Annotated in this window: 28 protein-coding genes, 3 tRNA genes and 1 other RNA gene; 18 read left to right on the forward strand and 14 right to left on the reverse strand. The window is 67.5% G+C overall.

The window, feature by feature from the left end; translation table 11 throughout:
• Window positions 1-48: 48 nt before the first annotated feature.
• Window positions 49-546, forward strand: coding sequence for an OsmC family protein (locus ABLI39_RS00595; protein ID WP_349411391.1), 498 nt, complete (start codon window positions 49-51; stop codon window positions 544-546).
• On the opposite strand, the gene ABLI39_RS00600 is transcribed toward ABLI39_RS00595, so the two are convergent.
• Window positions 534-1,541: an NAD-dependent epimerase/dehydratase family protein gene (locus ABLI39_RS00600; RefSeq protein WP_349411392.1), complete on the reverse strand. Its 1,008-nt coding sequence runs from the start codon at window positions 1,539-1,541 to the stop codon at window positions 534-536. The two genes, ABLI39_RS00595 and ABLI39_RS00600, sit on opposite strands and share 13 nt — an antisense overlap.
• Before the next feature lie 87 nt (window positions 1,542-1,628).
• On the opposite strand from ABLI39_RS00600, the gene ABLI39_RS00605 reads away from it, so the two are divergent.
• Together ABLI39_RS00605 and ABLI39_RS00610 are read left to right on the forward strand one after the other, a co-directional pair.
• On the forward strand, window positions 1,629-2,288 hold the full coding sequence (locus tag ABLI39_RS00605; RefSeq protein WP_349411393.1) for a mechanosensitive ion channel family protein: 660 nt from the start codon (window positions 1,629-1,631) through the stop codon (window positions 2,286-2,288).
• A gap of 2 nt (window positions 2,289-2,290) precedes the next feature.
• Window positions 2,291-2,749: a globin gene (locus ABLI39_RS00610; protein ID WP_349411394.1), complete on the forward strand. Its 459-nt coding sequence runs from the start codon at window positions 2,291-2,293 to the stop codon at window positions 2,747-2,749.
• Window positions 2,750-2,756: 7 nt separating this feature from the next.
• On the opposite strand, the gene ABLI39_RS00615 is transcribed toward ABLI39_RS00610, so the two are convergent.
• Window positions 2,757-3,464: a Pr6Pr family membrane protein gene (locus ABLI39_RS00615; RefSeq protein WP_349411395.1), complete on the reverse strand. Its 708-nt coding sequence runs from the start codon at window positions 3,462-3,464 to the stop codon at window positions 2,757-2,759.
• 191 nt (window positions 3,465-3,655) lie between these two features.
• On the opposite strand from ABLI39_RS00615, the gene ABLI39_RS00620 reads away from it, so the two are divergent.
• Complete coding sequence (locus ABLI39_RS00620) at window positions 3,656-4,099, forward strand: GNAT family N-acetyltransferase (protein ID WP_349411397.1); 444 nt, start codon at window positions 3,656-3,658, stop codon at window positions 4,097-4,099.
• Window positions 4,100-4,111: 12 nt separating this feature from the next.
• On the opposite strand, the gene ABLI39_RS00625 is transcribed toward ABLI39_RS00620, so the two are convergent.
• A complete protein-coding gene (locus tag ABLI39_RS00625; RefSeq protein WP_349411398.1) occupies window positions 4,112-4,798 on the reverse strand; it encodes a DUF8185 domain-containing protein in 687 nt (228 codons plus the stop codon).
• Between the two features lie 63 nt (window positions 4,799-4,861).
• Here ABLI39_RS00625 and tesB point away from each other — a divergent pair, with 63 nt between their 5' ends.
• Window positions 4,862-5,842, forward strand: a complete 981-nt coding sequence (gene tesB / locus ABLI39_RS00630; RefSeq protein WP_349411400.1) for an acyl-CoA thioesterase II — start codon at window positions 4,862-4,864, stop codon at window positions 5,840-5,842.
• Window positions 5,843-5,925: 83 nt separating this feature from the next.
• On the opposite strand, the gene ettA is transcribed toward tesB, so the two are convergent.
• Together ettA and ABLI39_RS00640 are read right to left on the reverse strand one after the other, a co-directional pair.
• The gene (gene ettA, locus ABLI39_RS00635; protein ID WP_146337334.1) at window positions 5,926-7,608 is read right to left on the reverse strand and encodes an energy-dependent translational throttle protein EttA; all 1,683 of its coding nucleotides are present in this window, start codon (window positions 7,606-7,608) and stop codon (window positions 5,926-5,928) included.
• Window positions 7,609-7,715: 107 nt separating this feature from the next.
• A complete protein-coding gene (locus ABLI39_RS00640; RefSeq protein WP_349411402.1) occupies window positions 7,716-8,252 on the reverse strand; it encodes a single-stranded DNA-binding protein in 537 nt (178 codons plus the stop codon).
• Window positions 8,253-8,501: 249 nt separating this feature from the next.
• On the opposite strand from ABLI39_RS00640, the gene ABLI39_RS00645 reads away from it, so the two are divergent.
• Both ABLI39_RS00645 and ABLI39_RS00650 read left to right on the forward strand, forming a co-directional pair.
• A tRNA-Arg gene (locus ABLI39_RS00645) sits at window positions 8,502-8,574 on the forward strand.
• A 48-nt stretch (window positions 8,575-8,622) separates the two neighbouring features.
• Window positions 8,623-8,695 (forward strand) — tRNA-Arg (locus ABLI39_RS00650).
• A gap of 80 nt (window positions 8,696-8,775) precedes the next feature.
• On the opposite strand, the gene ABLI39_RS00655 is transcribed toward ABLI39_RS00650, so the two are convergent.
• A complete protein-coding gene (locus ABLI39_RS00655; protein ID WP_349411404.1) occupies window positions 8,776-9,792 on the reverse strand; it encodes a magnesium and cobalt transport protein CorA in 1,017 nt (338 codons plus the stop codon).
• 184 nt (window positions 9,793-9,976) lie between these two features.
• Between ABLI39_RS00655 and ABLI39_RS00660 the strand changes: the two genes are divergently transcribed.
• Window positions 9,977-10,405, forward strand: coding sequence for a LapA family protein (locus tag ABLI39_RS00660; RefSeq protein WP_349411405.1), 429 nt, complete (start codon window positions 9,977-9,979; stop codon window positions 10,403-10,405).
• Between the two features lie 30 nt (window positions 10,406-10,435).
• Here the strand turns inward: ABLI39_RS00660 and map are convergent, their stop codons facing one another.
• Window positions 10,436-11,203 (reverse strand): type I methionyl aminopeptidase, encoded by a 768-nt coding sequence (map, locus tag ABLI39_RS00665; protein ID WP_349411406.1) that lies wholly within the window; start codon window positions 11,201-11,203, stop codon window positions 10,436-10,438.
• A 43-nt stretch (window positions 11,204-11,246) separates the two neighbouring features.
• On the opposite strand from map, the gene ABLI39_RS00670 reads away from it, so the two are divergent.
• Window positions 11,247-11,936: a DNA alkylation repair protein gene (locus ABLI39_RS00670; protein WP_349411407.1), complete on the forward strand. Its 690-nt coding sequence runs from the start codon at window positions 11,247-11,249 to the stop codon at window positions 11,934-11,936.
• Here the strand turns inward: ABLI39_RS00670 and mptB are convergent.
• Window positions 11,933-13,771, reverse strand: coding sequence for a polyprenol phosphomannose-dependent alpha 1,6 mannosyltransferase MptB (gene mptB, locus ABLI39_RS00675; protein ID WP_349411409.1), 1,839 nt, complete (start codon window positions 13,769-13,771; stop codon window positions 11,933-11,935). The genes ABLI39_RS00670 and mptB overlap by 4 nt on opposite strands.
• Between mptB and orn the strand changes: the two genes are divergently transcribed.
• The 4 genes from orn to def all read left to right on the forward strand — a co-directional run bounded on the left by orn (window position 13,698) and on the right by def (window position 16,439).
• A complete protein-coding gene (gene orn / locus ABLI39_RS00680; protein WP_497900329.1) occupies window positions 13,698-14,327 on the forward strand; it encodes an oligoribonuclease in 630 nt (209 codons plus the stop codon). The two genes, mptB and orn, sit on opposite strands and share 74 nt — an antisense overlap.
• A gap of 131 nt (window positions 14,328-14,458) precedes the next feature.
• Window positions 14,459-14,531: transfer RNA gene (locus tag ABLI39_RS00685), tRNA-His, on the forward strand.
• A 134-nt stretch (window positions 14,532-14,665) separates the two neighbouring features.
• Window positions 14,666-15,820 carry an acyl-CoA dehydrogenase family protein gene (locus ABLI39_RS00690; RefSeq protein WP_349411411.1) on the forward strand — a complete coding sequence of 385 codons (1,155 nt, stop codon included), beginning with the start codon at window positions 14,666-14,668 and terminating at the stop codon, window positions 15,818-15,820.
• Window positions 15,821-15,866: 46 nt separating this feature from the next.
• Entirely contained in the window at window positions 15,867-16,439 is a 573-nt protein-coding gene (def, locus tag ABLI39_RS00695; protein WP_349411412.1) for a peptide deformylase, read from the forward strand.
• Window positions 16,440-16,462: 23 nt separating this feature from the next.
• Here def and ppk2 read toward each other — a convergent pair whose 3' ends face one another.
• Window positions 16,463-17,371, reverse strand: a complete 909-nt coding sequence (ppk2, locus tag ABLI39_RS00700; RefSeq protein ID WP_349411413.1) for a polyphosphate kinase 2 — start codon at window positions 17,369-17,371, stop codon at window positions 16,463-16,465.
• A gap of 128 nt (window positions 17,372-17,499) precedes the next feature.
• Between ppk2 and ABLI39_RS00705 the strand changes: the two genes are divergently transcribed.
• From ABLI39_RS00705 to ABLI39_RS00715, 3 genes are read left to right on the forward strand one after another with little or no spacing between them, the layout of a single operon-like run.
• Complete coding sequence (locus tag ABLI39_RS00705) at window positions 17,500-18,468, forward strand: 1-phosphofructokinase family hexose kinase (protein ID WP_349411415.1); 969 nt, start codon at window positions 17,500-17,502, stop codon at window positions 18,466-18,468.
• Between the two features lie 37 nt (window positions 18,469-18,505).
• Window positions 18,506-18,952, forward strand: a complete 447-nt coding sequence (locus ABLI39_RS00710) for a PH domain-containing protein (protein ID WP_349411416.1) — start codon at window positions 18,506-18,508, stop codon at window positions 18,950-18,952.
• Window positions 18,949-19,134, forward strand: a complete 186-nt coding sequence (locus ABLI39_RS00715) for a hypothetical protein (protein WP_349411417.1) — start codon at window positions 18,949-18,951, stop codon at window positions 19,132-19,134. Before ABLI39_RS00710 ends, ABLI39_RS00715 begins: the two co-directional genes overlap by 4 nt.
• A 14-nt stretch (window positions 19,135-19,148) precedes the next feature.
• Here ABLI39_RS00715 and ABLI39_RS00720 read toward each other — a convergent pair whose 3' ends face one another.
• From ABLI39_RS00720 to ABLI39_RS00735, 4 genes are all read right to left on the reverse strand, one after another.
• Window positions 19,149-19,436, reverse strand: a complete 288-nt coding sequence (locus tag ABLI39_RS00720; protein WP_349411418.1) for a hypothetical protein — start codon at window positions 19,434-19,436, stop codon at window positions 19,149-19,151.
• Window positions 19,437-19,545: 109 nt separating this feature from the next.
• Complete coding sequence (locus ABLI39_RS00725) at window positions 19,546-20,343, reverse strand: HNH endonuclease family protein (protein WP_349411419.1); 798 nt, start codon at window positions 20,341-20,343, stop codon at window positions 19,546-19,548.
• Window positions 20,344-20,468: 125 nt separating this feature from the next.
• On the reverse strand, window positions 20,469-20,678 hold the full coding sequence (locus ABLI39_RS00730; RefSeq protein ID WP_349411420.1) for a hypothetical protein: 210 nt from the start codon (window positions 20,676-20,678) through the stop codon (window positions 20,469-20,471).
• Window positions 20,679-20,744: 66 nt separating this feature from the next.
• Window positions 20,745-22,238: a glyceraldehyde-3-phosphate dehydrogenase gene (locus ABLI39_RS00735; RefSeq protein ID WP_349411421.1), complete on the reverse strand. Its 1,494-nt coding sequence runs from the start codon at window positions 22,236-22,238 to the stop codon at window positions 20,745-20,747.
• A 290-nt stretch (window positions 22,239-22,528) separates the two neighbouring features.
• On the opposite strand from ABLI39_RS00735, the gene ABLI39_RS00740 reads away from it, so the two are divergent.
• Entirely contained in the window at window positions 22,529-22,681 is a 153-nt protein-coding gene (locus tag ABLI39_RS00740) for a hypothetical protein (RefSeq protein WP_349411423.1), read from the forward strand.
• Between the two features lie 63 nt (window positions 22,682-22,744).
• Here ABLI39_RS00740 and rnpB read toward each other — a convergent pair.
• Window positions 22,745-23,138: RNase P RNA component class A (gene rnpB, locus ABLI39_RS00745), an RNA gene on the reverse strand.
• Between the two features lie 110 nt (window positions 23,139-23,248).
• Between rnpB and ABLI39_RS00750 the strand changes: the two genes are divergently transcribed.
• Window positions 23,249-24,130 (forward strand): slipin family protein, encoded by an 882-nt coding sequence (locus ABLI39_RS00750; RefSeq protein ID WP_349411425.1) that lies wholly within the window; start codon window positions 23,249-23,251, stop codon window positions 24,128-24,130.
• The last annotated feature ends 43 nt before the right edge of the window (window positions 24,131-24,173 follow it).

Here is a 24,173-nt window from a genome sequence, read left to right on the forward strand (position 1 = left end):
CATGGCGGCGCCGGGGTCTTGGCGTTTTCGCGCCGCTAGACTGGCGGCATGAGCCTCGACGAGCACCACTACGCGCTGACCGTCCGGTGGACCGGGAACCTGGGCGAGGGGACCTCCTCCTACCGCGGCTACTCCCGGGACCACGACGTCGAGATCCCCGGGCTGCCAGTGCTCAAAGGCTCGGCGGACCCGACCTTTCATGGCGACCGGGAGCGGTACAACCCCGAGCAGCTGCTGCTGGCCGCGCTCTCGCAGTGCCACATGCTCTCCTTCCTCCATGTCGCCGTCAAGCACGGGGTGGTAGTGACCGGCTACGAGGACCGGGCCGAGGGCGTGATGCGGACCAACCGGGACGGCAGCGGCCAGTTCGAGTCGGTCACGCTGAAGCCCCGTGTCACGACGGCGGCTCCGGTGGCCGACGAGCTGATGGCGGAGCTGCACCACGGCGCCAATGCGGTGTGCTTCATCGCCCGGAGCGTCAATTTCCCGGTCCGGCATGAGCCCTCGGCGGCCGTCGATCCGGGTGTGGCTGCTCAGGCGGACTGAAACTCGGCCTCGAACTCCTGCAGCAAGCGGCGCTCGGCCGCCGGGCTCAGGCCGGCCCTGCGGGCCCGGTCGAGTCCGCGGCGGCGTTCGTCGGCCAGGGTGTCGCTCAGTGTCTCGGTCCACGGGCGCACACTCATCCCGGCGGCCCGCGCCGCTGCGTTGCTGCGGGCGGCGAAGCCGTCGTGGCCTGGCGGTAGCCAGAGCGGCAGCGAGTCCGGCCCTGCCCAGTAGTTCGCCCCGCGTGCGGCCAGCCAGCCGGCCGGAGCGGCCGCCACGTCGGCGCTTGACCCGGCGAGCCGCCTAGATTCTTCGAGGTACGCGGCAAAGGGCACCGGCTCGCCGACGGCGTTCAGCGCCCCCGTGACGCCGGCCGCGGCCGCTGTGAGCACCCAGGCGGCCAGATCGCGGACATCGATGACCTGGGTGGGGTCGGCGGGAATGTCAGGCGCCAGCACCGGGCCGGAGTCCCGGGCGAAGCGGGCGGGCCAGTAGCCGTAGCGGTCCGACCCGTCCCCGGGTCCCCCGATCAGCCCGGCGCGGCACAGATGCGCCTTGCCCGCGGCGAGTTTCGCCGTCGAGAGTTCAATCGCCGACTTCGCCTCGCCGTAGGTTTCCGGGGTCGCCTCGGCGCCGGGCGCCAGCGGGGCCAGCACGGCGGCGTCCTCGGCCGCACCCGGGACGGAATGGTCTGCGTAGACCGAGCAGCTGGAGACAAACGTCCAGTGCCGCGCGCTGGTAGCCAGGGCTTCGAGCGCCTCCAGCGCGTACCGGGGGTCCCTGGCCACCTCGACGACGGCGTCCCACTCACCGGCGTGGACGGCGCCGGCGTAGGCAGCCGGGCCCTGCGAACGGTCCGCCTGCAGCCATGTGGCCCCCTCCGGCGGGGCGGACTGTGTGCCGCGGGCCAGGCACATGACCTCGTGGCCGGCGGCGACGGCCTGTCGGGCGATTTCTGCTGAGAGGAAGGCGGTACCGCCGAGGACCAGGATGCGCATGGTGCCACGCTACGGCGCTAATGTTGAAGCTGAACAGAGTCTTATGCGCCCGGCGAACGCGGGCGCGCGAAGGAGCACACCGCGCTGATGTACCGCCTGACCTCCGCCGAGTCCATCACGCCGCCGGACATTTCGGCCGTCAACCTGCCGGGCGTCCTGATCAGCATCGGCGTCGGCGTAGCCACGTGGCTGGTGGCGTCCTTCGTGATCGCCGGGATCACCAAAAGCGTCGCCGCAGGAACCTCGTTCTTCAAAAAGCCCCACTTCCGCTGGGTTGCCCCTGCCTTGCGTGCGCTGGACCATCAGCGGCGCGAACAGCGTGCCAACACCATCGGCTCGTTGCTCAACAGCGTGGCGAGCGTGCTCGTCGTCATCATCACGGTGATGTACGTCCTGCAGAACCTCAACGTGAACATCGCCCCGCTGCTGACCAGCGTCGGCATCCTGGGCGTGGCCATCGGTTTCGGCGCGCAGCAGCTGATCCGGGACTTCCTGGCCGGCATCTTCATTACGATCGAGGACCAGTACGGGATCGGTGACGTGATCGAAACCTCCGAGGTAGTGGGCACGGTGGAGTCCATGGGGCTGCGCATCACCCGGGTCAGGGCCGAGGACGGCACCATCTGGTACCTGCGCAACGGCGAGATCCTGAGGGTGGGCAACCGCTCCCAGGGCACCTATGTTTCCCCCGACAGCCCACCGGCGGACGACGCCGGATCAGCACCCCAGCAACAGGCCGGAGAATAAGAATGACGATCCCCACCGCCGGCGAACCCCGCCAGCCCAAGCAGCTGATGCAGAACGATCCCTTCAGCCAGCCCGGCTACACGGACAACTTCTACGACGCCGTCGGCGGCCACGAGACCTTCGTGAAGCTCATCGACGTGTTTTACGACGGCGTCGCCACTGATCCGCTGCTGCGCCCGATGTACCCGGAGGAAGACCTCGGCCCGGCCAAGCGCCGCTTCCTGATGTTCCTCGAACAGTACTGGGGCGGTCCCACCACCTACGGCGAGGAGCGCGGCCACCCGCGGCTCCGGATGCGGCATCAGCCGTTCCGCGTCACGCCCGAAGCCAAGGACGCCTGGCTTCACCACATGCGCACCGCCGTGGACGCCCTGGAGCTGCCGCCCCTTTACGAGGGCACTCTCTGGGACTACATGGAACGCGCCGCGCTCTCCATGGTCAACAGCCCCTCGGGGGCCTAAGGGCTCCCTAGCGCTGCAGGCGCGGAGCGGCCAGCCACGCACGAATATTCCCCGCGACATGCAGGAGAACGGCGACGACGAGGAACGCGGCGAGCACCTGCGCCGTCGTCGTGAGCGCGGCGCCCCACCCGCCCTCGAGGGTCGGATCGAGGAAGTCGTAGACGTACCAGCCGTCGATGCCACCGCGCACCCACGAGAAGATGAGGAAGGCGGCCGGATAGCCGAGCCACGCCAGCGGACGCCACCAGCTGCCACGGACCGTCCTGGTGACCAGCAGCCAATCCAACGCGGCGATCAGCGGAGCCAGACGGTGGTGCACCAGCTGGGGCCAGTACATGTCCAGGCTCCACCACGGCTCGTCCGGCGGAGCCACAAGGACCACGTAGATGATGCCCGTCATCACCAGGTACAAAGCCAGCGCACCCGACAGGCTGTCCCACCAGTGCGGCAGCCGGACCCGCGGCCGGGCAGCCGCGGCCACCAGCACCAGCCCGAGGGCAAGGTTCGATTGCACCGTGAATTCGGAGTAGAGCTGGGCGACATCCACGTCGTTGCCAGGGCGCGTCGCATCGTATGTCTTCTGGACAAGGGCGACGAGCACCAGGACACCCACCGCGAAGCGCAGCACCCGGATCCAGCCGCGGTCCGGATGTAAGGCCCGGTTGAAACGGGGGTGCCGCTCGACAGGTGGATCCAGCACGGACAGGCTGCTCATGCGCCAAGTATCACAGAGGCGGCAATGCCGGCGCACTGGGGCGCCCGGCCTGGTTTTAGAGATGGAAAGACCCCGGAGGCACTTGGGGGAATGTCTCCGGGGTCTTTCTGCCCCAATAATACCCGGCCGGGTATCCGTCGGCAAGCGTTTCATCTGCCGTGTGCGGGCACCCCGGACAGTAGGGTGAACCCATGCTGATCATCCGAGAGGAACGTAGCGAAGACCGGCCCGCCCTTGCAGCGCTGAGGGCAACGTGGGCCGCGGAGCAGGATCCCGGGCTTGTCGACGATCCGGACTTCGAAGACGTGTACAGCGGCTGGATGGATGCCAACCCGCGGAAGTTCTTTGTTGCCGAGCGGGACGACGAGCTTGTCGGGATGCTCAACCTGCTGGTCCTTGAGCGGATGCCCAAACCCGGGAAGGACCCCTCCCGCTGGGTCTACCTGGGGAATGTCTACGTGCTGCCGGTCTTCCGGAATGCCGGCATCGGAGCGCAACTGGTCGAAGCCGCGATTGAGTTCTCGCAGGGCATCAAGGCGGCACGGATGGTGCTCTCGCCGTCGCCGGCATCACGCAATTTCTACGCCCGGCTGGGCTTCCAGCCCGCCGCGGAGCTGAACATCCTCCGGTTCTGAAGTGAGCCCCGGCTAGGCGCCGTCGGCGGACAGTGCCGACTGGAGTCCTGAGCCGGCGCGGACCAGGACGTGTCCGCGGGCGCTGCTGAGCCGGTACCACCGGCCTGCCCGGAAGAGGCTCTGTTCGCCGTCGGCCAGGAAACCAAGGGTCAGCGCGGCGAACGCGGCCCCGGCGGGCAGTCCCCCGGCGTCGGGCAGCGGCCGGCCCCAGACGGTGGCCCGCGCGTTGTTGACGATCAGGGCGCCCGGCTTGTCCGGGATTATGGCGGCGATCTCGGTGATCCCGGCTTCCGCTGCCTGCCGCAGGGCCGCGTCCGGCAGGGCGCCCAGCGGTTCCCACCCCGTGCGGGGAGCGCCGACGCCGGCCCACGATTCGGTGACGGTCATCGGCGGCACCGGCAGTTCGACGTCATCGGCAACTGCGCGTGCCAGCCGGTCTAGCACGGCTGCGAGCGGGACCGTCACGTCGAGTTCGGCCGACCGGGCCAGGGCCACGGTCCGGAGCCCCAGGATGGTGGGGGTCGACTCCCCCAGCAGGCGGGGCCGGAGCACGCAGACGTAGGCGGCCAGGACCGGCCCGGACGCGGTCAGCCGGATGGCGCCGTCGTCGACCGCCCGGGCCCGGGTTGCGAAGGTGCGCAGGTCGTCAAGGTCGCGGGGATCGGTGAACTGCAGGGGCTGGGTGAGGACGTCAGACACAATCTTGACTCTACCGGCTGTGCCTCTTTTGAGCGGTGCCGGGGTGCCGTCTAGAGTCAAACCATGACTGAAGCCGAAGCCGGATTGCAGGCGCTGCCCATCGAGGACCCCACCTCCTCGCTCATCCAACTCCTGACCCTCGGCGAGCTGGAGGGCGCGCGGACGGACGAGGACATCTTTATGGGCCCGTCCCAGAAGCAGCCGCGGCAGCGTGTGTTCGGCGGCCAGGTCCTGGCGCAGTCCCTGGTGGCCGGCAGTCGCACCGTCCCGGAGGGCCGCGGCGTGCACTCCATGCACGGCTACTTCCTCCGTCCCGGCGACGCCAACAAGCCCATCACCTTCGGTGTCCAGCGGCTGCGCGACGGCCGGTCGTTCTCCGCACGGCGGGTTCACGCGTACCAGGAGGGCATGCCCATCCTGTCGATGATCGCGTCTTTCCAGGACGAGGACGAGGGCATCGAGCACCAGACCGAGATGCCGGCGGGCATCCCGGACCCGGAATCGCTGCCGAGCACTGCCGACCTGCTGGGCAAGTACGACCACCCGGTGGCCCGGCACTGGGCCTATGAGCGGCCTTTCGACATCCGGCACGTGGATCCGGCCCTGTATGTGTCGGCGAAGGGTCCCAAGGAGGCCCGGAACGCGGTCTGGATGCGCACGTTCGGGCCCATGCCCGACGACCCGGAGATGCACCGCGCAGCGCTGGCCTACGCGAGCGACTACACCCTGTTGGAGTCCGTGCTGCGCCGGCACGGGATGAGCTGGATTACTCCGGGCATGTCCGTCGCGAGCCTGGACCACGCCATGTGGTGGCACCGGCCGGTCCGGGTGGACGAGTGGCTGCTCTACGTCCAGGAGTCCCCCAGCGCCCAAGGCGCCCGCGGCCTCGCCACCGGCAAGATCTTCAGCCGCGACGGCCGGCACGTGGCCACCGTGGCGCAGGAAGGCATGATCCGCGTGCCGACGGACTTCAAGAACAAGGTCAAGGGCGCAGTGCAGACGAAGGTGCTGCAGCACCAGATGCGCAAGGCCGACCGCGCCTGAGCGGCACCCACAAAGAAGGCCGGCTCCCCAGTGTGAACTGGGGAGCCGGCCTTTTTCTGTGGCCGTCGCGGGCCCGGCGGGATCTAGTCGCGGGTGAGGCGGCGGTGGGTCACGCGGTGTGGCTTGGCCGCGTCGGGGCCGAGGCGCTCGATCTTGTTCTCCTCGTAGGATTCGAAGTTGCCCTCGAACCAGTACCACTTGGAGGGGTTCTCCTCGTCGCCTTCGTAGGCCAGGATGTGGGTCGCCACCCGGTCCAGGAACCAGCGGTCGTGCGAGACCACGACGGCGCAGCCCGGGAATTCGAGCAGGGCGTTTTCGAGGCTGCTGAGGGTTTCGACGTCGAGGTCGTTGGTCGGTTCGTCAAGGAGCAGCAGGTTTCCGCCCTGCTTCAGGGTCAGCGCCAGGTTCAGGCGGTTGCGCTCACCGCCGGACAGCACCCCGGCCTTCTTCTGCTGGTCCGGTCCCTTGAAGCCGAACGCGGCAACATAGGCGCGGGACGGCATTTCGACCTGGCCGACCTGGATGAAATCGAGCCCGTCGGAGACGACCTCCCAAAGGGTCTTGTTGGGGTCGATGCCGCCGCGGCTCTGGTCCGCGTAGGAGATCTTGACCGAATCGCCGATTTTCAGCTCGCCGCCGTCGAGGGGCTCCAGCCCGACGATGGTCTTGAACAGCGTGGTTTTGCCCACGCCGTTGGGGCCGATGACACCGACGATGCCGTTGCGCGGCAGCGTGAAGGTCAGTCCGTCGATCAGGGTGCGGTCCTCGAAGCCCTTCTGCAGGTTCTTGGCCTCCAGGACCAGGCCGCCCAGGCGCGGTCCCGGCGGAATCTGGATCTCCTCGAAGTCGAGCTTGCGGGTGCGGTCGGCCTCGGCAGCCATTTCCTCGTAGCGGGCGAGGCGGGCCTTGGACTTGGTCTGGCGGCCCTTGGCGTTGGAGCGGACCCATTCGAGTTCCTCAGCCAGGCGTTTGGCCTGCTTGGCGTCCTTCTTGCCCTGGATCTCCAGGCGGGCGCGCTTCTTTTCGAGGTACGTGGAGTAGTTGCCCTCGTACGGGTACAGGTGGCCGCGGTCCACTTCGGCGATCCATTCGGCCACGTGGTCGAGGAAGTACCGGTCGTGGGTAACGGCCAGGACGGCGCCGGGGTAGCTGGAGAGGTGCTGTTCGAGCCACAGGACGCTCTCGGCGTCGAGGTGGTTGGTGGGCTCGTCAAGGAGCAGCAGGTCCGGCTTCTGGAGCAGGAGCTTGCAGAGCGCGACGCGGCGGCGCTCACCACCGGAGAGCAGAGTGACGTCGGCGTCGGCCGGCGGGCAGCGCAGGGCGTCCATGGCCTGCTCGAGCTGGGAATCGAGGTCCCAGGCGTCGGCGGCGTCGATGGCTTCCTGAAGCTGGCCCATCTCTTCGAGGAGGGCGTCGTAGTCAGCGTCGGGGCTGGCCATTTCTTCGGAGATCTCGTTGAAGCGCTGGATCTTGCCGTAGATCTCGCCCACGCCTTCCTGGACGTTGCCCAGAACGGTCTTCTCCTCGTTCAGCGGCGGCTCCTGCAGCAGGATGCCGACGGTGTAGCCGGGGCTCAGCCGGGCTTCGCCGTTGGAGGGAGTGTCCAGGCCGGCCATGATCTTGAGAATGGTGGACTTACCGGCACCATTCGGGCCAACAACACCAATTTTGGCCCCCGGGAAGAAGGACATGCTCACGTCGTCGAGGATAAGTTTTTCGCCAACGGCCTTACGGGCCTTGGTCATTGTGTAGATAAATTCCGCCATGCCTACAAATCTAGTGCTTACACCGGGATAACTCACATTCCCGGTGCCGCACGCCGGAGCCCTGCACCCGGCGCGCGGGGCAGGCGCCACGGGCCGATAACCGCGGCTCAGGCGGCGGCCTCCTTCAGCTCACCGGTCTCCTCGTCGAACTCCGGTTCGTCATCCTGGGAGTGGTCTGCGGCGTCGTCCCGGTCCGCATCCGGCCCGCGGTCGGCGTCGTCCGGCGCGTCGGGCACGCCCTCCCCGCGGTTGGCGGCCGCGGTTTCCTGGCCCGGCACCGGGCCGTTGCCGGCGTTCCGGGTGAAGTTTGCGGACCCCCACATCAGATCGTGGCCGACGGACTCGGCGTCTATTTCCGCCACGTGGTAGATGCGGCCGTCCTTTTCCCAGCTGCGCATCTTGAGCCGGCCTACGACGATGACCCGCTGGCCTTTCTTGATGCTGCAGCCCATGTTTCCGGCCAACTGGCGGTAGCCCTGCACCGTAAACCAGTTGGTGTTGCCGTCCACCCAGGCGTTGGCCGACCGGTCGAAGCGCCGCCCGGTGGAGCCGAGCCGGAAGTTGGCCGTGGCGACGCCACCCGGCGTCGTGGACGTCTTGATCTCCGTGGCCACGAAGCCGCGGACCGTGATGCTGTCATTCATTGCGCTGTCCTGTCTCGATGAGTCTTGCTGGCCATCCCAGCTTCACGCCGGGGCCGGGCCAGCGGCAGGGCCCACCTGCGCTATGTGGACAAACCCACGGGCAGCCGGCGGGTCTCCAGCCGAAGCAGCCTCTCGCGAAGCGGCGACAGGCATGCGGGAATCTCCGGGCGCCCTGACCGGCGGCGCCCACCGGGCACTGTAAACTTCTTGAGGCGTCCCCCGGCAGCAGCCGGACGGCGCGCCACACGCGCCCCAGTAGCTCAGGGGATAGAGCAGCGGCCTTCTAATCCGCCGGTCGGGGGTTCGATTCCCTCCTGGGGCACAAAAGTGGGGGGGTGGGCGCGGATCCTCCNGACGGCGCGCCACACGCGCCCCAGTAGCTCAGGGGATAGAGCAGCGGCCTTCTAATCCGCCGGTCGGGGGTTCGATTCCCTCCTGGGGCACAAAAGTGCGGCTCTGGCCGCGGATCATCCGCCGGCCAGAGCCGCAACCACCTCATTTCACGGCGCCGGCCGTCAGCCGGTCAGATCCATTTGTTGTGCCGGAACGTCAGGTAGAGCCCCAGCCCCATCGCCAGCATCAGCCCCAGGGCCATGGGATAGCCGAAGACCCAGTCGAGCTCAGGGATCAGGCGGAAATTCATACCGTAGATCGAGGCGATGAGCGTCGGGGCGAAGAGGATGGCGGCCCAGGATGAGATCCGCTTCGTCTGCTCGTTCTGGGCGATGCTCGATTCCGTCAGCAGCCGCATTTCGTCGTTCTGCCGCTGCGCCACGAGCGCGGCGTTGACCGCGAGCGCATTCTGCAGCAGGGCCCGGAATGCCGTGATCCGTTCGCTCAGGCGCAGCACATGGTCCAGGACGTCCCGGAAGTGGTCCTGCAGTTCGGGCCCGGGCACCCGGTTGGGGCTGCCCGCCCTGAGCGCCTGCAGTATCGCGGTCAGCGGAGCCGTGGCGCGCTGGAACATGATCACCTGCCGCGAGAGCTCGTAGATCCGGCGGGAGACGCCGGGATCGGCGGCAAAGAGCTCATCCTCGATCTCGTCGACGTCGTTCTCCAGGCCGGCGGCCACGGGCTCGTACTCATCAACCACCTGGTCCAGGATGGCGTACAGTACGGCGTCCGGGCCGAGGGCCAGGAACTCGGGCTCGGCTTCCATCCGGCGCCGTACCCGGGCCAGGTCCGGTGATTCGGCATGGCGGACGGTCACCACAAAGTCGGGGCCGGTGAAGACGTGGATCTCGCCGAATTCGACTTTCTCCACCTCGTCCAGGTAGCGGGCCGGCCGCAGCACCAGGAACAGGGTGTCGCCGTAGTGCTCGAGTTTGGCGCGCTGGTGGCCGGCGAGCGCATCCTCCACCGCCAAATGGTTCAGGTCGAATTCCTCGGCCACCGAGCGGAGCTCCGGGGCGTCCGGGCGGTAGAGCCCGATCCAGGCCATCCCCTGGCGTTGCCGCAACAGGAAATAGGTCTCGTCCAGGTCCTCCGGGTCCGCGGTCCGGTACCCGTCCACGTAAACGGCGTTGTCGACGATCGTCACGGCCATGCCTCCTCGCCTGAACCGCCCGCTCAGGGCGGCCCCTTGGCTGTGACGCTATACCGTCCCCCGCCGGCTGCCAACCGCACGTGCGCCCGCCCGGTCGTCAGTACCCTTAGTATTGGACTGACAAACGGGATATTGGGAATGCCCGACAGCCCGCCCGCAACCGAAAGGTACGGCCGCCATGACCCAGATACCCAGCGGATTCGATCCCCAGGAGCCGAAAGAAGGCCCGAGCCCGCAGTACCCAGCGACAACGGACGCCCCGCCCGGCTCCCGGGAGGAAACACTCCCCGCGGCAGCGTCAACGTCGCCGTCGTCCGCCCCGGGACCCCGTCAGGTCACCCGCGCGGGCATGGTCTGGGCCGCCGTTGCCAGCGCACTCGTGGTGCTGGTCCTGCTCATCGTCTTCATTCTGCAAAACCAGGTCTACGTCCAAGTGAAGTTCTTTGGCCTCGAAGGCTCGGTTCCGCTCGGAATTGCCCTCTTCATTGCCGCGGTCGGCGGCGGCGTGCTGGTCGCCATCGCCGGAGCGGCACGCATCATTCAGCTGCGGCTTGCAACCCATCGTCAACGCGTCCGGCTGGCTGGCCAAAGCACACGGACCCGCTGATAACCCGCGGCCCGGCGTAGTTCACCCGCCCTAGGGCAGCGTCAGGATCTTCGGGCCGTCGGCCGTGATCGCGACCGTGTGCTCGCTGTGCGCTGCCCGGCGTCCGTTGGCCGAGCGGAGCGTCCACTCGTCCTCGTCGTGGTAGTAGTCGTCCTTGCCGCCGAGGATCAGCATGGGTTCGATCGCGATGACGAGCCCCTCGGTCAACTTGATGCCCCGGCCGGGACGGCCTTCATTGGGCACGGGCGGTTCCGCGTGCATGGTTTTGCCGATGCCGTGGCCTCCGTGGTCGGCCAGCAACCCGTAGCCCGCCCGGCGTGCCGCGCCGCCGATCGCGTAGGCCAGATCGCCCATTTTGTTGCCGATGCGCGCGGCTTCGATGCCGCGTGCCAGCGCTTCCTCGGTGGCGGCGATCAGCGCCTGGTCCACCGGTTCCGCCGTGCCCACGATGAAGCTGATGGCCGCGTCGCCGCACCAGCCCTCGAGGAAAGCGCCGCAGTCCACACTGAGCAGGTCGCCGTCGGCCAGCCGGTAGTCGTTGGGGATGCCGTGGACCACGGCGTCGTTAACGGACGTGCAGATCACGCCGGGGAACGGCACCGAGGCCCAGCGTGGACGGTAGTTCAGGAAGGCCGGGGTGGCCCCTTCCCCGGCGATCGTCTCCGCAGCCAGCTCGTCCAGTTCCTTCAGGGACACGCCGACGGCGGCCGCGTCTCGGACGCGTTCCAGCGTGGTGGCCACAACCCGGCCGGCTTCGCGCATCAGGGCAATCTCGGCGGGGCTCTTGATCATCGACATGCCCTAACTCTAGGGCCGGCGGGTGCGTGGCTAAAGTGGTCTCATGGCCCCCGCTGAACTGATCTCCACCATCCGGTCCCGGCTGCAGGCGGCGGCCGATCCTCTCCGGGCGGCAGGGGCCCGGGCGTACATGAAGTCCGAGATGCCTTCGCTGGGGGTCCGCGTTCCGGAGGTCCGGCGGATCGTCAAAGCCGCCGCCAGGGAGCTGCCTCCCGGCTCCCTGGCGGAGCTGCAGTCGGCGGTCCTGGAGCTGTGGCGCGGAGCGCGCTGGCGGGAGGAGCGCTACGCGGCCATCGATCTGGCCGGCCTTCGGCTGGCCGGCGGCGCGCTCGGCATGCTCCCGCTGTACGAGGAGATCATCCGGACCGGCGCCTGGTGGGATCTGGTGGACGGGGTCTCCCACCGGCTCTGCGAACTGCTGCAGACCCACCGGGAAGACATGTCGCCGGTGCTGCTGCGCTGGAGCACGGATCCGGACTTCTGGATCCGGCGGTCCGCCATCACCGCCCAGCTGGGGGCGAAGGCCGCCACCGACCGAGCCCTGCTGGCCGCTGTCATCGAGGCCAACCTGGCCGATTCCGAGTTCTTCATCCGGAAGGCGATCGGCTGGGCGCTGCGCGATTTTTCCGCCACCGACCCGGAATGGGTGCGCGCGTTCGTACAACAGCACTGGGATCAGCTCAGCCCGTTGTCGCGCACGGAAGCGCTGCGGAAACTTCGTGCGGACGCCTAGATGACCGGACGGGTGGTGACCGGCTCCGCCGGCTTGCTGAAGAGCTGTTTGGTTTTCGGGTCGAGGAAGATCAGGTACAGCGCAAAGAGCAGCGCGATAATGGCCGCGGCGTTGCGGGCCAGCGCAAGGGCAAGGCCCAGGTCCTCGGTCTGCAGGTACGGGAAAACCTCCAGCTGGTCCGAAATGGCGTAGACCATAAAGAAGGACACGATGAAGTACACGGCCTTGACCTGCCAGTCGTCACGGATGCCGGTGACCGCAAACAGCGGGATGAGCCAGACGACGTACCAGGACTGGATCATCGGTGCCAGGACCACGACGGCGGCAAAGGCCAGCGTCAGGCGGCGCATCAGGCGGTCGAAGTCGCCCCGGAAGATCTGCCAGGCGACGACGCCCAGCGCAAGCAGCTTCCCGGCGTCGTACACCCACTTGGCCATCCCCCAGCCGTCCAGGCTGAAGGCATTGAAGATCGAGGCGACAATGAGCCCGAGCAGCCCGACCGGCGCGTACCAGATCCAGATGCTGCCCGGGGCGGAGAGTCCGTTGATCCAGCCGAAGCCGAACCCGTTGACCAGGCTCATCCCGTACAGCAGGGCCAGGCTGATGCCCGCGGTGAGCGCCCAGAAGACGAATTTGCGCGGCCAGCCGGCATTTTTGCCCGCCCACAACAGGCCGATGAACGGCAGGAACACGATCGTGATGGGTTTGACCGAGATGGAGAGCGTGACGAGGACCAGGCCAAAGAGCACCCGTTTCGTGGCGCAGTAGTAGAGCCCGGCGAGGGCGAGGCCGATCATCAGGGCGTCGTTGTGCACGCTGGCGATGAAGTTGGTCAGGAACAGGGGGTTGGCGGCGGTGAGCCAGAGGGCGCGGTGCGGGTTGACGCCGTGGAGCTCGGCCAGTTTCGGCACGTAGACCACGCAGAGCACAATGCCGGCCAGGGCCGCGAGCCGGAACAGCATGATGCTGGCCTCGGGATGGACGTTGGTGGACCAGACCACGAGCTGCTCGATCCAGAGGAAGAGCTGCCCGTACGGCACCGGCGCCTCGGTCCACATCTTGTCAGCGCCGAGCTGGAAGTAGTTGGAGAGCGCCGAGATGCCGTTCTCGTAGGGGTTGAAGCCCTCCACCATCAGGCGGCCCTGCCCGATGTAGGCGTAGACATCGCGGCTGAAGAGCGGGACGGAGAACATCATCGGCAGCCCCCAGGCCGCCACCGCGAGCAGCGTCGCCTTGCGCGCGCCCGCGCCCCAGTGCCGCACGCGCTGCCCCAGCCGGAGCCAGGCCCGTACCAGCAGCATTCCGCCGACGGCCAGCAGCACAATGCTCAGTCCGACGCCGACGGCCTCGGTGCGCATCCAGATGAACAGGGGCAGCCGGCGCAGTTCGGAGACCGGGGCGAGCCAGCCGACGCCGAGCGACCCGACCGCCATAAACACGGATCCGAGGAATCCGGAGAGGATCGGCGAGGCGGCGTTGTCCACATCCGCAACCCCTGCCTTCGGGGAGGTGCGGGACGTACCGACAGCCGTTTGCCCCGCCGCAGGTACAGGCGCCGTCATCTCAGGGTCGTCCAATCTGTTGTGGAGCTGGTTTGGCCCGCATCCGGCCCGAAAGGCAGTGAGGGGGCGCGCCGCGATGACGAAAATCTTCGAAGGCCGCGTTGCCAAAATCCTAGCACCGGACCGCTCAGGTGCGCCGGAACGGTAGGCTGGGCGGGTGCCTATATCTAATGAACGCATCGTGTGGATCGACTGCGAAATGACCGGCCTGGACACCAAGAACGACGCCCTGATCGAGGTGGCCGCCCTGGTGACGGACTCGGAGCTCAACATCCTCGGTGACGGCGTCGACGTCGTGATCAAACCCGACGACGCCGCGCTTGCCCAGATGAACGACTTCGTGCGCGACATGCACACCCGTTCCGGGCTGCTGGCCGAACTCCCCCGCGGCAAGACCATGGCCGAAGCGCAGGCCGTTGTGCTGGAGTACATCAAGAAGTGGGTGCCGGACCCGAAGAAGGCCCCGCTGGGCGGCAACTCGGTGGGCACCGACAGGGTGTTCCTGGTCCGCGACATGCCCGAACTGGTGGAGCACCTGCACTACCGCGTGATCGACGTCAGCACCATCAAGGAGCTCTCCCGGCGCTGGTACGCCCGGGCGTACTTCCAGTCCCCCGCCAAGCTCGGCGGCCACCGGGCCCTGGGCGACATCAAGGATTCCATCGACGAGCTCCGCTACTACCGTGAGGCGGTCTTTGTGCCGCCCCCGGGTCCCGACAGCGCCACCGCGCAGCGGATCGCAAAGTCCGTCATGGCGGCTGCCGCATCGGACGCGGAATCGTCAGCGGACGACTCAGCGCAAGCACGGGCGGCAGCACCCGCGGAGTAATCTGCACCACGTTTGGGGAAAATTTCCGCGAATTCGGGGAAATTGGCAAAACCACCCCCAAGGAGCAGGTAAGCTATTTGTCGTTGCCTTTCCAGACAGCCGGTTCGCCGGTGGTCACGGCGGGGCACATGGTGGGCGTAGCTCAGTTGGCAGAGCGCCTGGTTGTGGTCCAGGAGGTCGCGGGTTCAACCCCCGTCGCTCACCCTCACCAAGGACGGCAGAATTGTCCGACCTTGCCAAAGGCCGCACCGGTTATCCGGTGCGGCCTTTGTTGTCTGTCCAGATTGTGTCTGTCCAGCCTTGTCTGTCCAGTGTTGTCCGTCCACGGAAGGAATCTCATGAAGCGCCAGCTCTTTGAAGAAGACCACGAGATGTTCCGTGGGATGGCAGCGGAGTTCAACTCCCGGGCGGTTGCCCCGCACTACGCCCAGTGGGACCAGGACCACATGATGCCCCGCTCGCTGTGGACTGCGGCCGGTGAGCAGGGCCTGCTGGGCCTCGCCGTGCCCGAGGAGTTCGGCGGCATGGGCATGGCCGACTACCGGTTCCGCGCAGTGCTGGACGAGGAATTCGCCCGGAGCAACCACCTAGCCGTCGGCCTGGCCTTCCACCTGCACGATGACCTGGTCCTGCCTCACCTGCTGGCGTACGGCTCCGATGACCTCAAGAGCCGCTGGCTGCCCGGGATGGTCTCCGGTGAAACGGTCACCTCCGTCGCCTGGACCGAGCCCGGCGCCGGGTCGGACCTGCGCGGCATCCGCACTAAGGCCGTGCGCGACGGCGATGACTGGCTGATCACCGGCCAGAAAACGTTCATCGGCAACGGCATTTCCGGCGACGCCTCGCTGGTCCTTGCCCGCACCGACGGCGGCACCGGGCGCGGCGGCCGCGACTCCTTCTCCCTCTTTATGGTGCGCAAGGGCGAGGGCTACACCACGGGCAACCAGCTGGACAAGATGGGCCTGAAGGCATCGGACACCGCGGAACTGTTTTTCGACAACGTCCGCGTCCCGCACACGGACCTCGTCGGCGAGGAGGGCAAGGGCCTGCAGTACGCCGCCGGGCAGCTCCCCCAGGGCCGGCTCGCGATCGCCGTGGCGAGCTCCGCCGTCGTCCGGGCCGTCTACGAGGCGACGGTCAACTACACGAAGGACCGCAATGCCTTCGGCGAGCGGATCATCGACTTCCAGAACACCCGCTTTGAACTGGCCGACATCCTCACCGAGGTTGAGGTCACCGAATCCTACGTTGACCGGGCCATCCAGGCCTTCAACGCCGGCGAGCTCGACGCCGGCTCCGCGGCCCGGGCGAAACTGTGGGCCTCCGAGCGGGCCAAGTCCGTCACCGACCGGTGCCTGCAGCTGCACGGCGGCTACGGCTACATCCTCGAGTACCCGGTGGCGCAGGCCTTCCTGGCGGCCCGGCTGCTGACCATCTTCGGCGGCACCAACGAAATCATGCGCGACGTCGTCGGCCGCACCATCGCGGACTGACCCCTCCGCCGCCAGCAACCCCCAGCACCAAAGGAACTCTTTCGACATGACAGTCCTTCCCATCACAATCTGGGGCGAACCCGTGCTGCACCGCCGGGCCGCCGAGGTTGAGGTCTTCGACGACGAACTCCGCACCCTGATCGCGGACATGTTCGAGACCAACGACGCCGCCAACGGTGTGGGCCTCGCCGCGCCCCAGGTCGGCGTGGGCAAGCGGTTGTTCGTGTACAAATACGAGAACGACGACGGCGCCCCGCCGTCCGGCGTCGTCGTCAACCCCGTGCTGACCCTCTCCAAGGTCTCCGGCGCACTTCCGGACCCGGACGAGGAAGAGGAAGGATGCCTGTCCTTCCCGGGCGGGCAGTACCCGCTCAAACGGGCCGAATGGGCGCGGGTCCAGGGTTTCGACGGCGACGGCAAGCCGGTCGAGTTCGAGGCGACAGGCTGGTTCGCCCGGGTGATCCAGCACGAATACGACCACCTCGACGGCAAGCTGTACGTCAACCGGCTGATCGACCGGTACTCCCGCAAGGCTCTGAAGCAGGCCAAGAAGAACGGCTGGGGTATCCCCGGGCTGACCTGGATGCCGGGCGTGGACCCGGATCCGTTCGGCCACTAGGTTCGCCAGAGACCGGCCCCGGACTATTCCGCGGCGGGTTTCAGCAGCTGGGCGGCGTGGTCCGGGACATAGCGGTACAGCTCGCGCGGTGGGCGGGTGTAATTGACGGCTCGCGGCCGCTCCGGCAGGGTCACGGGCTCGGTACGGACTTCGGTGTAGTCGATGCTGGAGAGCAGGTGGGCGATCATGTTGATCCTGGCCCGCCGTTTGTCCTCTGCCTCAACCACGAACCAGGGCGATTCCGCCGTATCCGTCTGCATGAACATGTCGTCCTTGGCCCGGGAATAGTCTTCCCAGCGCAGGATCGCCTCCCGGTCCATCGGCGAAAGCTTCCATTGCCGCAGCGGATCCTCCAGCCGGGCCCTGAACCGCCGTTCCTGCTCTTCGTGGCTGATCGAGAACCAGTATTTGAACATGAGGATGCCGTCCTGAATCAGCAGGCGCTCAAACACGGGGCACTGGGCCATAAAGCGCTTGTGTTCCGCGGGGGTGCAGAACCCCATCACGCGCTCGACGCCGGCACGGTTGTACCAGGAGCGGTCCATCAGCACGATTTCCCCAGCCGCCGGCAGTTGCTCGACGTACCGCTGGAAATACCATTCCCCGCGTTGCCGGTCGGTCGGAGCCGGCAATGCCACGATCCGGACCACCCGCGGGTTCAGGTACTCCGTGACCCGCTTGATCGCGCTCCCCTTGCCGGCGGCGTCGCGCCCTTCGAAGAGCACCAGCACCCGCGCACCGGTGCTGCGGACCCATTCCTGCAGCGCAACCAGCTCCGCCTGGAGCCGGGCCAGTTCGGCCTCATACACCCCGAGCGGTAGCCGGCCCGGCGCCTCCGGCGACTCCTTGGCGCCGGACTGGCCCGCCAGGTCCTTCCCGCCGGCCGCTATCCCGCCCGCCGCCTTGCCGGCGCCTCCCTTGCGATGTGCCATGGCTCCCACTCCGCTCGTGGCCGCGTACGTCCTGCCGCGTGTCCTGCCGCGCCCATTCTTGCCCAGCACCCTGCTCCGGGCTAGGGCCATCGGCCCGGGATGCGGCCGCGTCTCCTATGCTTGGGCTCATGGAAGCATCCCCATCGGCGCAGGTGTTGCCCATCCTCACGGTCACCGTGAACCCGGCCCTGGACATCAGCACCAGCACCGAACTGGTCGCCAGCGGCCATAAGCTCCGGTGCGGCCCCAGCCGGCTGGATCCGGGCGGCGGCGGCGTCAACGTGGCGCGGGTCGTGCAACGGCTCGGCGGACGCCCGCTGGCCATTTACACCGCCGGCGGTCCCACGGGCGAGGCGTACCGGCGGCTGATCGAAGCCGAACGCCTGCCCACCCTCGTGGTGCCGATCCAGGGCAGCACCCGGCAGGATTTCACGGTCGACGAGGCCTCCACAGGCAAGCAGTTCCGTTTTGTCCTCCAAGGACCGGAATTGAGTGAGTCCGAGTGGCGCCTCTGTTTAACGCTCGTGGCGGATTCCATCCAACCGGGCGGCTTCGTGGTGGCCAGCGGCAGCCTTCCGCCCGGGGTGCCGGATGATTTCTACGCAGAGGTGGCCCGGCTGTCCCGGGAACAGAATGCCCGCTGCGTGGTGGACGCCTCCGGACCGGCCCTGGCCGCCGCACTCTCTGAAGGGGTCTTCCTGATTAAGCCAAGCCGCCGGGAGCTCGGACTGCATTTCGGCATTACCCTGGACAGCGAGCAAAGCGAACTCGATGCCGCCATGGCGCTGGTGGACGATGGATCCACCGAGCTTGTTGCCCTGACCCTCGGCGGCCGAGGCGCGGTTCTCTCGTCCCGGGGCGGCACGCTCCGGCTGCCCGTGCCGCAGGTGGACGTGCGGAGTACCGTCGGCGCGGGCGACAGCTTCCTCGCGGCCTTTGTCCTTCGGCTGGCCCAGGGGCGCAGTCTGGCGGAGGCGTTCCGCTCGGCCGTCGCCGCGGGCAGCGCCACCGTCACGACGCGGGCCACCGAATTGTGCCACCGGGACGACGTCGAACGGCTGGAAGCGGAACTCGCGGCCCAGGACTTCGGAGCCTAAGCGGGAAAAGCTCAGCCGCGCTGGCATGATTTGCCGCATGGGGAAAACTACGACGCCGTTAGACTCAGCACCGCAAGCTCGCACTTTCAAGGATCCATCCGGCCGGGCGGTCTCGCTCGTGGTCTGGGCGGGCTGCGCCGTCGCCGTCGGCTGGCTGCTGCTCGCGGGCAGGACCGGTGCCGCCGCGGCGGCCGCGCCGTGGTTGGCGGTCCTGTCCCTGCTCGTCTACCTGACTCAATGGCGGCCGCGCCTGATCGTCGACGGCGACGGCTTTGAGGTGGTGAATGGCCTGCGCCGGCACCGGATCCCGTTCGCCGCGGTGGACGACATTGAAGTCCGCCACGCGGTGACGCTGACGGCCGGGCGAATAAGTACATCAGCTGGGGTGCTCCGACTCCGCCCAGTGCCTTCGCCGCAGGCTTCGAGCACGCCCGGGACTGGAAGCAGCGCCCCTTCGGATTGCTGCCGTCCAACGAGCGGATGAGGCACTCCGAGCCGGCGACCGGACGTGACGCGATCGTCAGAGCCTGGCAGGACGCCCGGCACGCCGACGGCGCGGCGGCCGGGGACTCCGCTGACCCCACGGTCACTTCGCGGTGGAACATACCTATGCTGATTCTGGGCGTGCTCCTCGCCGGCTGGTGCCTGGCCAAAGTGCTCCTCTGAGAGAAGACCCGCTTCTAGGGCAGCACTTTGTAGAGGTCAACGACCGTCTCGTCCGGCGGCGAGGCGAAGCCACCCTGGATGCCGGCCTGCATCTTTGGCATCAGAATGCCGTCGCGGAACTTCTCCCAGCTCTCCTTCGAATCGTGGACCGCCATGATGGTCCACCCACCGGCGGACGCGCCTCCGGCGTGGAAAATCTGTCCCTCCGGCAAGCGTCCTTCGCCGGGATGGACCGCCGCGATGGACGCCTCGTATTGTTCCTTGGTTCCGCCCGGGAAAAAGTGCACAACTCCGTAAGCCATTTTCTGCTCCTCAAATGGTGGACCCTGATGGTGGGTCCTAGCTGATAAACCCAGTGGTAGACCCGGTGGCTTCGACTGTCAATGAGCATGGGATTCGGGCCAGCAACACTCAGCGCGGCACCACCGTCTGCTGCCCTGGGCAGGCATCAAGGATCCGCTTCATGGCGTCTTTTTCGGCCGGGGTCACCCACAGCCCGTAGGCGGCCTTGACCGAGATCTGCCGGGCGACGTAGTGGCAGCGGAACACCTTGTTCGGCGGCAGCCAGCTCGCGGCGTCGGACGCGCCCTTGTCCTGGTTGGCCTGGCCGTCCGCGGCGATCAGGTTCAGCGGATCGTTGGCCAGGTGCTGTCTCTGCACGGCCGTCAGCTGCTGGGCGCCCTTTTGCCAGGCGTCCCCCAGCGCCACAACGTGGTCGATCTGCACCGCTTTGCTGGACTCGGCACCCCGCCGGAAATCGATGCTCCGGCCGGTGTAGGGCTCCCGGAACGAACCGGCGCCGATCCGGCAGCGGGAGCCCTCGGTGAAGGTGGCCCCGGCCAGGTCGCGGCGAAGAATGTCGTTGCGGGTGTCGCAGCCGTTGCGGTCGACGTCGAGCCAGGCCTGGCCGAAGGCGGTGCGCTCGTAGTTGTTCGCGGCTGCCCGGCCTTTGACCGGCAGCGTCGCCAAGACCTCGACGGCGCTCCCGCCCGGCACGGGCCGCACCGGGGTAACAGGCTTCATCCAGGCCCCCGCGAGGACGGGAGCCTCGGTGGGGCCGTCCGCTTGCGGCTCCCCCAGGGCAAACTGGCCGACGGTGAAGAACCAGCCGAGGGCGGCGAGCAGGGTTAGTCCCGCGGCGGCCAGCAGGGCCCAGGCCTGGCGGGATCGGCGTCGGGCACGCCGGAAATCGGTCCAGGTCGCGGTCACGGAAGGACCCTGGCGGGCTGGGAGCGCTGCACCACCACAGCGTAGGCCGGGCCACCGTCGCCGGGCCGGTTGTCCACAGTGTGGAGGACCGGTCCGGCGACACCGGAAAGGCTAGCGCTCAGGGGTCATTGTTCCCTGGTAACCCGGCGGAGGTCCTCCTCGGCGAGGGTCAGCAGCGCCTCCAACTGGCTGACGCGTGCGTCGTCGACCTCGCCGGCTTCGCGCTTGGCGCGGGCGTCGTCGAGGAGGCGCTTGGCTTCCTTGGCGTTCCGCCGTGCCACATCGAGGGCGTGTTCGAGGGTGGTTTCGTGTTCCAGAGCCGGGTTCTGTTCCATGGCTCCATTGTGGTTCCCTTTCCCGGCCGATTCCAGAGATTCGGCTGGGAAGGTCGCCACAGCAGGTTATCCGACCTCGACCGGCAGGCCGGCTGCTTCCAGCGTTGCGGCTGCATCCTTGGCGGGGAACGACGGCGGGTTTACGCCGGCCATTTCCTCCATGACACGGACCACCTGGCAGCTGTAGCCGAACTCGTTGTCGTACCAGACGTAGAGGATGACGTTCTTGTCGTTGGAGATGGTGGCGAGGCCGTCGACGATGCCGGCGCGGCGTGAGCCGACGAAGTCGGTGGAGACCACCTCGGGCGAATCGATGTAGTCGATCTGCTTCCGGAGGTCCGAGTGCAGGGACATTTCCCGCAGGTAGTTGTTGACCTCGTCCTTGGTGGTGCCGTTTTCCAGGCTCAGGTTCAGGATGGCCAGGGACACGTCCGGGGTGGGGACGCGGATGGAGCTTCCCGACAGTTTGCCAAGGAGCTCCGGCAGGGCCTTGGCCACTGCCGTGGCGGCGCCGGTCTCGGTGATGACCATGTTCAGCGCGGCGGAGCGGCCGCGGCGGTCGCCCTTGTGGAAGTTGTCGATCAGGTTCTGGTCGTTGGTGAAGGAGTGGACCGTCTCCACGTGGCCGTGCACCACACCGTAGCGGTCATTGATCGCCTTCAGCACCGGGGTGATGGCGTTGGTGGTGCAGGAAGCTGCGGAGACGATCTTGTCCGAGTCGGTGATCGCGGTGTGGTTGATGCCGTGCACGATGTTCTTCAGCTCGCCCTTGCCCGGGGCGGTGAGGAGGACGCGGGAGACACCCTTGCTCTGCAGGTGCTGGGACAGGCCCTGGGCGTCGCGCCAGCGGCCGGTGTTGTCGACGACGAGTGCGTCGTGGATGCCGTAGGCGGTGTAGTCCACGGTGGCGGGGTTGTCCGAGTAGATGACCTGGATCTGGACGCCGTTGGCGGTGATCGTGTCGTTCTGGAGGTCCACCTTGATGGTGCCCTCGAAGGAGCCGTGCACCGAGTCGCGGCGCAACAGGCTGGCGCGCTTGGCCAGGTCGTTGTCCGAGCCGCGGCGCACCACGATGGCGCGCAGGCGCAGGCCGTGGCCGCCGCCTGCCTTTTCGATCAGGAGGCGGGCGAGCAGCCGGCCGATGCGGCCGAAGCCGTAGAGCACGACGTCGGTACTGGTGCGGTCATCGCCGCCACGCTTGCCGACGACGTCGGCCAGCTCGGCCCGCAGGAACTCGTCCAGGCTGACGCCGTCGCCCTCGGCGCGGTACTTCTCGGTGAGACGGGCGATGTCGATGGCAGCCGCGCCGAGCTCCAGCTTGGTGAGGGCGTCCAGCAGCGGCGCGGTCTCTTCGAGGCGCAGTTCTTCCTTGCTCATCCGGCGGGCGAAGCGGTGCGCCTTGAGGATGTTCATGGTGGATTTGTTGATCAGGCTGCGGCCGTGGATGGAGGTCACCACGTTGTTCTCACGGTACAGCCGGCCGATCACCGGAATCATGGCCTCGGCGAGCGCCTCCCGGCCCATCCACGTATCAAGACAAGAATCTGACGTCTGGCTCACAGAACTACCTTCCTAGAATCCACCGCATACGTCCTCGTATGCGGAAGTCGGCTGCCGGCGGATGTCCGGAACCTGGCGCTGCGGGAATTCGGTCCAGCCCGCGCACCTTTCTGCACCTATATGCATCGCAAAGAAAAAGCCACCGGCTGCGAACGCAGACCCGGCGGCAGAACTTCTACGTTCGCTATCCATTCTAGGGTGGCCTCCGCTACCCTACCGGCCGGTACGGGGTGAAATCACTCACACCCGATGTCCGCGGATAGGTACTTCCCCTGCCCTAGGATGGCCGGATGGGACTCATCGTTGCACTACTCGTCATTTGGCTCATCCTCTCGATCCTGGGCTTCGTCATAAAGGGCCTGCTCTGGCTGGCTGTGATCGGCCTGGTCCTCTTTGTCGCCACGGCGGCGTGGGGCTGGGTGAAGCGCAAGGCCAAGGCCTGAACCGAAATCTACGGCTGAGAAGGAGGGGCTGGCACCATACGGTGCCGGCCCCTTTTGTGTGGATGGACGGGTTGACCGATACGCCGGGTTCTGTGCTCCCGCGCTGTTACCGGCGCGGGAGTAGCGGCCATCCATCTACGGACGCCGTTGCCGACGCCCTCCAGCGGCCTACCCGGACACTCGGGCGGGCAGCCCTCAAACGTGTCCTGTCTGGCCTTGCTCCGGGTGGGGTTTACCTAGCCTTCCCGGTCACCCGGGAAGCTGGTGGTCTCTTACACCGCCGTTTCACCCTTACCTGCTCCCCGAACCGTGCGGACACGGCCCTTGGGCAGGCGGTCTCTTCTCTGTGGCACTGGCCTGCGGGTTACCCCGAGTGGGCGTTACCCACCACCCTGCCCTGCGGAGCCCGGACGTTCCTCGAGCCACTTGCGTGACGCGCGGCCGCCTGGTCAACCCATCCGTTGTTCATTCTACGGTCTCCCCCGGGCAGGCCCGCCCTGCCGGCGCCTTTTGGCCCAGCCGGTGGGAGAATGGAAGCAGCTAACCCCGCTGAAGGAAGCGATTCGGATGGACATCACCGCCGTCGTCGTTTGGTTGCTCGTTATTGCCCTACTGCTCATCGTGGCCCGGATGTCGATCCGGATTGTGCGCCAGTACGAGCAGGGTGTGTTGTTCCGGCTGGGCCGGGTGATCGGGGTCCGGATGCCGGGCCTGCGCTTCATCATTCCGGTGATCGACAGGCTCCACCTCGTCAGCCTGCGGATCGTGACTATGCCGATCCAGTCGCAGGGCATCATCACCCAGGACAACGTCAGTGTCGACATCTCGGCGGTGGCCTACTACCGGGTGATCGATGCCGTGAAGTCGGTCGTGGCGATCGAGAACGTCGCGGCGGCGATCAACCAGATCGCCCAGACGACGCTGCGGAAAGTCGTCGGCCGGCACAGCCTGGACCAGACCCTGTCCGAGACGGAACACATCAACAGCGACATCCGCGAAATCCTCGACGCCCTCACGCTGGAGTGGGGCGTCGAGGTGACCCTCGTGGAGCTCAAGGACATCCAGCTGCCCGAAAGCATGAAGCGCGCCATGGCCCGGCAGGCCGAGGCCGAGCGGGAGAAGCGGGCCAAGATCATCGCCGCCGAGGGCGAGTCCATCGCGGCCACGGCCCTCGGCGAAGCGTCCGACACGATGATGGCGCATCCGCTGGCCCTGCAGCTGCGGAACCTGCAGTCCCTCGTGGAGATCGCCGTGGACAAGAACTCCACCGTCGTATTCCCGGCCCCGCTGATGAGCACCATCGGCGAGCTGTCGGCCTTCCTGGCGCGTGAGAACCAGGCCGCACAGGCTGCGGCAACCCCAGCACGGCCCCCGCTGCCAGCACCGGCCGCGGTTTCCCCGGACTCCGTTCAGGGTCCAGTCCCCGCACCGCCCGCCAAGGTAGCCTGAGCCCCGTGCGCGGCTTGGGGGCGGCACTGCCACCGCCCGGCTT

The sequence above is a fragment of the Pseudarthrobacter sp. B907 genome, from assembly GCF_040137805.1.
Classification (GTDB): domain Bacteria; phylum Actinomycetota; class Actinomycetes; order Actinomycetales; family Micrococcaceae; genus Arthrobacter.